Consider the following 10,903-nt stretch of genomic DNA (forward strand, 5'->3'; position numbering starts at 1 on the left):
GGCGGGGTCCCGAAACACCTCGATTTTGCCGGATGAAAGTGCGTTCATCGTGGACGTCTCACCCCGCCGCGAATGCAGCCCATGTCGATGCCCCAACTCACCATCTGGTACAACACGCGCTGCCCGGTCTGTGACGCCGGCATCGACTGGCAGCGCAACAAGCTCCTGGCGCTGGTCAAGTCGGGGCGGGTCGCGTTCAAGGACATCAACGAGCAGCCCGACGCGCTGGCCGCATTCGGCGCCGATGTCGACGCCGTCCGCCGCCGCCTGCACGCGACCGACGAGGACGGCGAGCTGATCACCGGCGCCGACGTGGCGCTCCTGCTGTGGGCGCTGACGCCGGGCGAGGGCTGGCTGGCGACGCTGTTCGGCAACCGCCTGGTGCGGCCGCTGACGCGGTTCGGCTATGACCGGTTTGCCGATGTGCTGTTCGCCTGGAACAAACGGAGGGGGCATTGGTGAGCGAGAGCTGCCGCTTGAGCCAAGGCTTCGGCCGCTGGCGCGGTCGACTCTCCTCCCCCTTGCGGGGAGGGGAGCGCACCGAGCGCGTGGTAACAGCTCGCCTCTACCGCCTCCGCACCTTCACCCGCGCATGCACCCGCGTGCCGCCGTGCGGGCCGTCGTCATCATCACTGCGGCCGAGCGCCATGATCGCGGTGCCCATCGCGGTCGAGCCGAAGGTGACGAAGAACGAGCCGAGCAAGAGACCGATGGCGACGACGGGCGAGTGGTCGGCGAAGATCAGGTGACGCAGGCCCCAGGGATCGAGCAGCAGCAATCCGCCGACCAGCACCACGGCCATGCCGAGGCCGAGCGCGAGATTGATCGCGAGCAGGCGGAACAGAGGGATCTGGAGCAATCGGCGCTGGCGTTGATTGTGCTGCATCGGCGATCTCCCGAGGGATCGTGAACGACAACGATATCGTAGCACCGTCCGCGACCGGCTCAAGGCCGGAGCCGCTCGGGGCGGGCATGGCTGCGCCGCGTGCGGCGCGCCGATTTGGGACAGGAGGCGGGAGTGTCCCGGCGGCCCTCTCTTGTCCGCGGACCTCGCGCGCACAAGGCGCCCGCGGCACGTCTCGCTCCGTCATTCCGGGCCCCCGCGCGCTCCGGATGACGCCTCATTGAAACCGGAGCTGCGGCCTCACGCCGCCTCGCCCTCGGCCACCCCGTGCTGCCTGGCGATCACGCTCTGCCAGACGCTGGCGATCGCGCGTTGCGTCTCCGGTGCGATCAGGCAGTGGCCTTCATTGTCGAAGCCGCAGAAGCGCACCGAGGGATCGTGCCTCACCTCGACCAGCGCCTTGTTGATCATCTCCAGCGAGGCCATCACCTGGCCGATGTTCTGCAGCCGCGTGTGATGCAGGATGTCGATCAGGCGGAACATCATGATCGGCGGCTGGCCCATTGCGATGCCCGGCCGGCCGAACTCGAAGAATACGTTCACCGCGGGCAGCGCGCTCTGGATCTGCGCTAGGACCTTGGCCGCATCCTCGACGCTGCAGGCGACGAGATGCGCGCTCTGGGCGGGGAGGGTAGGCGTCAGCGGCGCCTCCGGGCCGAGCCCGAGACCCGACAGCACCTGATGCTCGATCCAACGCCGCACCTCCGGCGGCGCCGAGCGGATCTGGTCGGTCGACAGCGTAATCCCGATCATGGCGATCTCCATTTCGGCCGCGGAGCTTAGGGCGTCATGATGGCACGGTGTTGACGAGGATCAAGCGGCCGCGCCGGCGCAGCGCCTCAGGGCGCCACCAGTTCGACGCGGCGGTTCAGCGCGCGGCCCGCATCGGTGGCATTGCTGCCGACCGGCGCGAGCAGGCCGACGCCCGCGGTGCGCAGCCGCGCTGGCGCGATGCGATAGCTGCGCGAAAGCTCGGCGGCGACCGCCTCGGCGCGCCGCCGTGACAGATCGAGATTGTAGTCGTAGCTGCCTTGGTTGTCGGTATGGCCGACGATGAAGACGCTGAGCTGCGGCTGGCCGGCGAGCAACTGCGCGATCTGCTCCAGTGTCGGCCGGCTCTCCGGCTTCATCGTCGCCTTGTCGGTGTCGAAATAGATGCCGTAGAGCGCGATGTGGCCCTTGTCGCCGAGGCCCTTCGCCATCTCGGCTGCGCTCACCATCTTGTTCTCCATCGCGCCGAGCTCGGCAACGGTGAGCTGGGCATAGATCTGCTCGTTGTTCTGGCTGACCAGCACGCTGGCAAAGGTCTCGCGGCCGCCGGCCTCCTTGCGGCCGGCAAAATAGCGGTAGTCGAAGCCATCGGCCCACATCTGCGGAACCGGCAGCAGGTCGATCGCCTCGGTGAAGGGAATGCCGCCGCAGGCATCGGTGTCGCAGGCGAGGAGCTTCTCGAAGCCGGCCTTGGCGAGCTGGTTTTCGAAATTGCGCGACACTTCGAGGATCGAGGGACCCGGCGCGGTGCGATAGGCGATTCTGACGACACGACCCTCCAGGCGTCGCTCGTCGGTCGCCCTGTCCGCCTTGAACGGCGCCGCCTGCAGCCGCACGGCATCGAAATCCTTGGCGACATAGCCGGTGATCACGCTGCCGGCGAAGCGGCCGATCCCGGGGTAATCCTTTGCGCCCGCCACATCGCCCGGCTGAGCGGCCGCGGGCGCCAGGCCGTGACACATCAGGGCCGCGACCAAGGTGAGCTGCGCCAGTGTGCCGAGCCGGAACATCATCGTCATGGGGACCTCTCCCGAAAAGTGGTGCCAACGCTCGTGGTTTTCAGAACGCGCGCTTGGATCGGCGCGCGAAAACGGCGCGACGTCGGACGAGGCACGCCCTGCATGAGTGGCGACGAGCGCGCCGACCGTTCAAAAAAAGATGACGATGGGGTGCGGTTCGGTGGCTATCGCCCGCCGGCTGGCCTGGTACCGCCAAATCAGGCATTGTGACGGCGTCCGCCGCCGGACTGCCGTCATCATGCTCTCATGCAGGGACCTTTCTCCTCATGTCCGTTGTCCGCTTCCTTGTTGCCGTCGCGATCCTCTCCTTTGCCTCTCCCGCTTTGGCCGCGCGCTGCGGCGGCGACTTCAATACCTTCATCGCGGGCGTCTCGGCGGAGGCGCAGAGCGCCGGCGTCTCGGGCGGCACGATCAGCCAGGCGCTGTCGGGCGTGACGCTCGATCCGGCCGTGCTCGCCTTCGACCGCCGCCAGCGCTACACCTTCAACAAGAGCTTCGAGCAGTACGTCTCGACCCGCGTCGGGGCGGGCCGGATCAATGGCGGCCGCGCGATGCTGCAGCGGCACGCCGCGCTGCTGTCGCGCATCGAGCAGCAATATGGCGTGCCGCGCCAGATCCTGGTCGCGATCTGGGGACTCGAGACCGATTTCGGCAAGGGCGACATGGGCAAGCTGCCGGTGATCCGCACGCTTGCGACCTTGGCGCATGACTGCCGCCGCACCGAGCTGTTCCAGGGCGAGCTGCTGGCGGCGCTGAAGATCGTGCAGCGCGGCGATCTCACCTTGCGCGACCTCGTCGGCGCCTTCGCCGGCGAGATCGGCCAGACCCAGTTCCTGCCGTCGTCCTACATCAAATACGGCGTCGATTTCGACGGCGACGGCCGCGTCGACCTGCGCCACTCCACCGCCGACGTGCTGGCCTCGACCGCCAACCTGCTGCACAGCAACGGCTTCAAGATGGGCGCGCCCTATGACGAGGGCTCGGCCAATTTCGAGGCGATGCGCGAGTGGAACAGGGCGGTGATCTACCGCAAGACCATCGGCTACTACGCCGATCAGTTGATCGGGCGGTAGCGCTATCCGTCGCTCGCGACGTGCGCCAACGCCGCGCAGCCATGGCGAGTGACGGGGATCGCTTCAGAGGAGACGGGTCATGTCGCAGTCGCCGCCACGACCGTTCGCCGCGTTCGCGACCCAGGTCCAGCGCCAGAGCGGGCTGCGCGCCGCGATCACCTCGGCCTATCGCCGCGCCGAGCCGGAGTGCATCGCGCCGCTGCTCGATCTCGCCGCGCTCCCGGAGGCATCGTCGGCACGAGCGGCCGGTCTGGCGCGGGATCTGGTCATCCGTTTGCGCGGCAAGGCGCAATCCGGCGGCGTCGAGGGACTGATCCACGAATATTCGCTGTCGAGCCAGGAGGGCGTGGCCCTGATGTGCCTGGCCGAGGCGCTGCTGCGGATTCCGGACACCGCGACGCGGGATGCGCTGATCCGCGACAAGATCGCAACCGGCGATTGGCGCGCCCATATCGGGCACAGCCCGTCGCTGCTGGTGAACGCCGCGACCTGGGGCCTCATCGTCACCGGCACGCTGACGGCCGCGGCCAGCGAGGACAGCCTGGCGTCGGCGCTGACACGGCTGATCGCCCGCGGCGGCGAGCCGATCATCCGCAAGGGCGTCACGCTCGCCATGCGCCTGATGGGCGAACAGTTCGTGGCCGGTCAGACCATCGACGCGGCGCTGTCGAACGGCCGTCCATGGGAAGCGCAGGGCTTCCGCTACTCCTATGACATGCTCGGGGAGGCCGCGACGACGGCGGAAGACGCCGCGCGCTACTTCGCCGCCTACGAGGCGGCGATCCATGCGATCGGGCGGCATGCGGCCGGTGCCGGCATCTACGACGGGCCGGGCATCTCGATCAAGCTCTCGGCGCTGCATCCGCGTTACGTCAGCATCAAGCGCGACCGCGTCATGGACGAGTTGCTGCCGCGACTGAAGCGGCTGGTGCTGCTCGCGCGGCGATACGACATCGGCCTCAACATCGACGCCGAGGAAGCCGATCGTCTCGACCTGTCCCTCGATCTGCTCGAGGCGCTCTGTATCGATCCGGACCTCGCCGGCTGGAACGGCATCGGCTTTGTCATCCAGGCCTATCAGAGGCGCTGCGCCTTCGTGGTCGATTGGCTCATCGACCTCGCGCGGCGCACGCGGCGGCGGCTGATGGTGCGGCTCGTCAAGGGCGCCTATTGGGACAGCGAGATCAAGCGCGCGCAGGTCGATGGTCTGGAGGACTTTCCGGTCTTCACGCGCAAGCACCATACCGACGTGTCGTACCTCGCCTGCGCCCGCAAACTGCTGGGCGCGCCCGACGCGGTGTTTCCGCAGTTCGCGACGCATAATGCCCGGACGCTGGCATCGATCGTGGAGATGGCGGGCTCCAGCTACGAGCGCGGCCAGTACGAATTCCAATGCCTGCACGGCATGGGCGAGCCGCTCTACGAGGAGGTTGTCGGACCCGCACGGCTCGGCCGCCCGTGCCGCATCTACGCGCCGGTCGGTTCGCACGAGACGCTGCTGGCCTATCTGGTGCGGCGGCTGCTGGAGAACGGCGCCAACACCTCCTTCGTCAATCGCATCGCCGATCCCGCCGTCTCCGTCGACGATCTGATCGCGGACCCCGTCGCCATCGTTCGCGCGTCGGAACGCCCGGGCGCGCCGCATGACAAGATCAGGCGCCCGCCTGAGCTGTTCGGCCTGGGCCGCGTGAACTCGGCCGGATTCGATCTCTCCGATCAGCGCGCGCTGGCGCGTCTCGGCGAAGGCCTGGTCACGAGCGCGAGCCTCGATTGGACGGCTGCGGCGCCCGGAGCGACGACCAGCGAAGGCGCGCGCCGCATTCGCAATCCCGCCGACCGCCGTGACGTCGTCGGCGCGGTCAGGGATGCCGCGCCTGCCGAGATCGAGGCGGCGCTGTCGCGTGCGGCAAACGCCGCGCCGGCCTGGGCCGCGACCAGCCCCCACGCGCGCGCCGCATGCCTGCGCGCCGCGGCCGAGACGATGGAGGCGCGTCGCCTCGTCCTCATCGGCTTGAGCGTCCGCGAGGCCGGCAAGACCTTTGCGAACGCCGTCGGCGAGGTGCGCGAAGCCGTCGATTTCCTGCGCTATTATGCGGGCGAGATCGAACGTCTCTCCGAGGGCGATAGTCCCGGCTCGCTCGGCCCCGTGGTCTGCATCAGCCCGTGGAATTTTCCGCTCGCGATCTTCACCGGCCAGGTCGCGGCCGCACTCGCGGCCGGCAATCCGGTGCTGGCGAAACCTGCCGAGGAGACGCCGCTGATCGCCGCCGAGGCCGTCCGCATCATCAACGAGGCTGGCGTGCCGGCCGATGTCCTGCAGTTGCTGCCGGGCGATGGCCGCGTCGGCGCGGCGCTGGTGGCCGACGCCCGGGTCCAGGCCGTGATGTTCACGGGATCGACCGACGTCGCGCGGCTGATCCAGAAACAGCTTGCCGGGCGCCTCACCGTCCATGGACAGCCCGTGCCGCTGATCGCCGAGACCGGCGGCCAGAACGCGCTGATCGTGGATTCCTCGGCGCTCGCCGAGCAGGTTGTCGGCGATGTCATCGCTTCCGCCTTCGACTCCGCTGGCCAGCGCTGTTCGGCGCTGCGCATCCTCTGCCTGCAGGCGGACGTCGCCGACCGCATCCTGTCGATGCTGCGCGGCGCGCTGCGCGAGCTTGAACTCGGCAATCCCGCGTCGTTGTCGGTCGATGTCGGCCCGGTGATCAGCGGCGAGGCCCGCGACACGCTCGATGCGCATGTTGCCACGATGCAGGCGCGCGGCCATGCCGTGGAGCGGCTGCCGCTGCCGCCGCAGGCGGCGCATGGCACGTTCGTCGCGCCGACCATCATCGAAATCGGCAACATATTCGATGTCGAGCGCGAGGTGTTCGGCCCCGTCCTCCACGTCCTGCGCTACCGTCGCGAGCAGCTCGCTGACCTCATCGACGCGATCAACCTCACCGGCTATGGCCTGACCTTCGGCATCCATTCGCGCATCACGGAGACAATTGCCCGCGCCTCGAGCCACAGCGCCGCCGGCAACATCTACGTCAACCGCAACGTGATCGGTGCGGTGGTCGGCGTGCAGCCGTTCGGCGGCTCCGGTCTGTCGGGGACGGGGCCGAAGGCCGGCGGTCCGCTGTATCTGCGCCGGCTGTTCGCGGCGCCGCCGCGCCAGCGGCTCATGGCGTCGCAGTCTGACGCGGTCTTGCGCTCTTACCTCGACGGGTTGCGCGCCAGCGGACATGCCGCGGCGGCGCTGGCATGCGAGGCGCATGGGCCCCAGGTGCTGGCCGGGCTCGAGATCGAGTTGCCAGGACCCGTCGGCGAACAGAACATCTATCGCATCACCGCGCGCGGCGTCGTCGCTGCACTGGCGAGAAGCGAGCAGGCGTTGCTGGTCCAGATCGGCGTCATTCTGATGACCGGAAACGACGCGTTCGTCGAACGCGCCAGCCCTGCTTGTGCCGTGTTGGGACCGCTCACCAGCCGGCTGCGCGGCCGCCTGCGGATCGTCGACAGCTGGCGGGCTCTCGGCGATCTGCAGGCCGTGCTTTCCGACGGCGAGGCGGATGAATTGATCGCGCTCGGCCGTGACCTCGCCACGCGCCCCGGACCGATCGTCCCGCTCGTCACGCCGCGCGCCAGCGACGGCTGCTACGATCTCGACCGGCTCGTCACCGAGGTCAGTCTCTCCACCAACACCGCGGCCGCCGGCGGCAATGCCAGCCTGATGTCGATCGGCTGAGAAGACAGGTATTCCGCCCCGGGCTGGCTCGAGGCCGCAGGACAGGATAGGGGAGAACACCGTCATCGTCGGCCCGCTCCGCCCGCTGACGCACGCTTCGTACTGATCGAGGACTCCCGATGTCGACCATCCTGTTCAAGAATGCCGCTCTGCTCGACCCGCTGCAGCCGGAGCTGCGCGAAGGCCATCACGTGCTGGTCGAGGACGATCTGATCAAGGAGGTGTCTGACAAGCCGCTGCCGACCAGCGTCGACCAGACCATCGATCTCCAAGGCAAGACGCTGATGCCGGGGCTGATCGACCTGCACGTCCACGCGATCGCGGTCGAGCTCAATCTCGCGCAACAAGTGCAGATGCCGAACGTGCTGGTGACCCTGCGCTCGGCGCTGCTGCTCAAGGGCATGCTGCGGCGGGGCTTTACGACGGTGCGTGACGCCGGCGGCGCCGGCTATCCGCTGAAGCAGGCCGTCGACACCGGCCTCACCGAGGGCCCGCGGCTGTTCGTCTCCGGCCGTGCGCTCAGCCAGACCGGCGGCCATGGCGACATGCGGGCGCGGACGGATTTCCTTTCCGACAACGCCCCTTGTCCGTGCTGCGTGCGCGTCGGCGCGCTGGCCCGGGTGGCGGACGGCGTCGATGCGGTGCGCAAGGCGGTGCGCGAGGAGCTGCAGATGGGCGCCGACCAGATCAAGATCATGGCGTCCGGCGGCGTGGCCTCGCCGACCGATCCCGTCGGCGCGTTCGGCTACTCGGAGGACGAGATCCGCGCCATCGTCGCCGAGGCCCGCGCGCGGCAGACCTACGTCCTGGCGCATGCCTACACGGCGGAAGCCATCGCCCGCGCTGTCCATTGCGGCGTGCGCACCATCGAGCATGGCAATCTGGTCGACCTTCCGACCGCGCGCCTGATGGCCGAGAAGGGCGTCTATGTCATCCCGACGCTCGTCACCTATGAGGCGCTCGCCAATGAGGGCGCGCAGTATGGCCTGCCGCCGGAGAGCGTCGCCAAGATCGCCGATGTGCGCGATGCCGGCCTGCGCTCGCTCGGCATCTACCGCGACGCCGGCGTCAAGATGGGCTTCGGCAGCGATCTCCTGGGACCGTCCCAGCGCCTGCAGAGCGATGAATTCCGGATCCGCGCCGAGATCCTCGGCGCCCGCGAGGTCATCGCCAGCGCGACCGTGATCGGCGCCGAGGTGCTGGGCATGCAGGGCAAGCTCGGTCGGATCTTGCCAGGCGCCTTCGCCGACCTGCTCGTGGTCGAGGGCAATCCGCTGCGCGACGTCTCGTGCCTGCTCGGCCAGGGCGATCACATTCCGCTGGTGATGAAGGCCGGCAAGGTCCACATCGACCGGCTGAATGCCTGAGGCAACTCGGCGCCGAAATCCACCGGGCCAATGGTCGACAGTCCCAGCGTTTGTGCGCGCTGTCATGCGGGACGTCCATCGTCTCTCCGCCGCCTCGACGCTGCGGGCGCCGACATCTGCGATGAGTGCTTCTTGGAACGCAGTCATTCGGCCTCGCGGCGCTCCGTGCGTCCGAGTTGTGCGGGTCGTTTCGCCCTCATCGACGAAGAGGGCGCAGGGAATGCCGGGAGCTGGCCGCCCCCATGGCCCGCCTGCGAAAAAAATGCAGGCGGCAGGTACCACAGGTTCAGCCGAGACATCCCGGCATTCCCCGCGCGATGGTTGGGCGGCTTATACGTCCTCTCCCCGGGGACCGGCTGTCTTGCCCCCGTCACGAACGGATCATCGTCACCGTCCGCTTGGCCTCAGCACCGGGAGGCCAGGACCCTACGATTTCGCCGGCGCATCGGGCTCGTTCGTCCGCACGATTGCTCGCGCTGCGATCCAATGCACCCACCGCATCCCGCACCCACGTCTCGTGACGATCGCGAAGCGCCCCTCATGGCGGGACGGGATGCGCATAGACAATCATGTTTTTCTGAAAAACGAAAGTAGAATATTTTCCGTGGGAGGACTGGACAAGGGTGATGTGCTTGAGGCGGTGAGTAAAATCAGATTTTGGGCGCATCGCATCAGAGGTTGACTTGTCGGTCGTGCGCGCCTGGCTCCGGGCCCGCACGAGTCTCGAGAAGCATATCCGCTCAAGCCCAGCAGGCCGACGTCTTTGGCGGCGGCCGGAAGGTCCGAGAAGGGCGATCTGCGGATGTGACGGGACGGTCCGACTGCGTAGCGAATGAGACAAAGGGGAAAGTCGCCGGCACCACGTGGCCGCTGATATAATAGACGGCAGCTCTCGTCTGTTCTTAAGGAGTTAGACTAAAATGTCCTCGATCTGGAATTTTATTGTGAAATGGATACTGATCGGCTGTGCAGGGGCCCTACTTTTGATTGCGGTAGGATTAGCTTTAATAGACCGCGTTGCGGCCGGCTCTTTAGTTGCGGGGCTCTTCATTGTTGTGTCGCTCTTCCACTATATGCCGCAAATGGAGAGCTTTAAGGCTTACGGCGTTGAGGCAAAATGGCGCGAAAAAATAAGTGAAGCCGACGAAATTCTAAGAAAACTTCGACAATCTACAATAGCGTCTGCTAAGCTGACCTACCTAATACTAGGCTGGGGTTCACGGGTCGGCGGGGCGCCGCCGGAGCAAGTGCGAGCAGTTGCAGACCAAGTAGATGCGGCGCTCTTGAACCTTGATATTGAAGCCGATTCAATACGCGCATTGAAGGACGACTATTTGTTCTTTACAATCTACGATCTTTTCCAAGTCTATGATGGAATCGTTCAACTGAAGATCGACAAAGCCCTTACAGCTTGCCAAGCGCGACTCAATTCCATGATTGGCGACGATCTTAGTGAGGCTAGAGCATTGCTTACTGAAGAGATGACCGCGCTGCGGGAGAAGCAAAAGCCGATTGACCTGCTCCAAGCCTTGCGAAATGTTGAGCCAAGACATTTGTGCCTGATGCGTTTGCCCACCGTTGGGCTTTCGGAGAGTGACACTTCAGTTCTGCGAAACTTCGCCACTCAAATTTCTACTGAAATGGACCTATGCCGAAATGAGGGGCGCGTCACTGATCGTGCCCTGCAGCTTCTTGCGCACTACCGTTCAACTGACGGCAGACAAGCACTATACAATGAGTTGTTTAAGGAAGAGCACGCCTGATATGAGGGCAATTACCAGTTCTTCCCTCCCAAAGGCTCGTCGATCAATAGCTCGTTGGCTTTGGCGCTCAGACTGCGACATAACGACAGAAACTCGCCAAAGCCTTCAGGGAACGAGCAGGCCCGTTCAGGCGCGCGCCCGACATCTGGGAAAGAATGCTGCGAACTGCGATGTGATCTGACGTCCGTAATGGGCTGATTCCGTTGAAAAAGTCGGCAGTAGTTTCGTCGTGAACGCCATCTGTTTCGAGGACGAATTGGCGCGTTGTGGTTC

At 66.3% G+C, this 10,903-nt stretch carries 9 protein-coding genes; 5 read left to right on the top strand and 4 right to left on the bottom strand.

Translation table 11 applies throughout. From position 1 onward, the window contains the following. The first annotated feature begins 87 nt into the window (after positions 1-87). A complete protein-coding gene (locus tag QX073_RS29460) occupies positions 88-462 on the top strand; it encodes a thiol-disulfide oxidoreductase DCC family protein (protein WP_315716704.1) in 375 nt (124 codons plus the stop codon). Positions 463-565: 103 nt separating this feature from the next. Here the strand turns inward: QX073_RS29460 and QX073_RS29465 are convergent, their stop codons facing one another. The 3 genes from QX073_RS29465 to QX073_RS29475 form a co-directional block, all read right to left on the bottom strand. Then, positions 566-886: a hypothetical protein gene (locus tag QX073_RS29465; RefSeq protein ID WP_315826733.1), complete on the bottom strand. Its 321-nt coding sequence runs from the start codon at positions 884-886 to the stop codon at positions 566-568. A 258-nt stretch (positions 887-1,144) separates the two neighbouring features. Then, positions 1,145-1,657 carry a hypothetical protein gene (locus QX073_RS29470; protein ID WP_315716476.1) on the bottom strand — a complete coding sequence of 171 codons (513 nt, stop codon included), beginning with the start codon at positions 1,655-1,657 and terminating at the stop codon, positions 1,145-1,147. Positions 1,658-1,743: 86 nt separating this feature from the next. Continuing rightward, complete coding sequence (locus QX073_RS29475) at positions 1,744-2,688, bottom strand: OmpA family protein (RefSeq protein WP_315826753.1); 945 nt, start codon at positions 2,686-2,688, stop codon at positions 1,744-1,746. A gap of 272 nt (positions 2,689-2,960) precedes the next feature. Between QX073_RS29475 and QX073_RS29480 the strand changes: the two genes are divergently transcribed. The 4 genes from QX073_RS29480 to QX073_RS29495 all read left to right on the top strand — a co-directional run bounded on the left by QX073_RS29480 (position 2,961) and on the right by QX073_RS29495 (position 10,630). After that, a complete protein-coding gene (locus QX073_RS29480) occupies positions 2,961-3,767 on the top strand; it encodes a lytic murein transglycosylase (protein ID WP_315716478.1) in 807 nt (268 codons plus the stop codon). A 79-nt stretch (positions 3,768-3,846) separates the two neighbouring features. Then, complete coding sequence (gene putA / locus QX073_RS29485; RefSeq protein ID WP_316226784.1) at positions 3,847-7,500, top strand: trifunctional transcriptional regulator/proline dehydrogenase/L-glutamate gamma-semialdehyde dehydrogenase; 3,654 nt, start codon at positions 3,847-3,849, stop codon at positions 7,498-7,500. 119 nt (positions 7,501-7,619) lie between these two features. Next, a complete protein-coding gene (locus QX073_RS29490) occupies positions 7,620-8,867 on the top strand; it encodes an amidohydrolase family protein (RefSeq protein ID WP_316226785.1) in 1,248 nt (415 codons plus the stop codon). Between the two features lie 920 nt (positions 8,868-9,787). After that, on the top strand, positions 9,788-10,630 hold the full coding sequence (locus QX073_RS29495) for a hypothetical protein (protein ID WP_316226786.1): 843 nt from the start codon (positions 9,788-9,790) through the stop codon (positions 10,628-10,630). Positions 10,631-10,697: 67 nt separating this feature from the next. Here the strand turns inward: QX073_RS29495 and QX073_RS29500 are convergent. Further along, positions 10,698-10,903: hypothetical protein (locus QX073_RS29500; RefSeq protein WP_316226787.1), on the bottom strand; the 206-nt coding region annotated here is incomplete at its 5' end.

It is taken from the genome of Bradyrhizobium sp. SZCCHNS3052 (genome assembly GCF_032484495.1).
GTDB lineage: Bacteria > Pseudomonadota > Alphaproteobacteria > Rhizobiales > Xanthobacteraceae > Bradyrhizobium.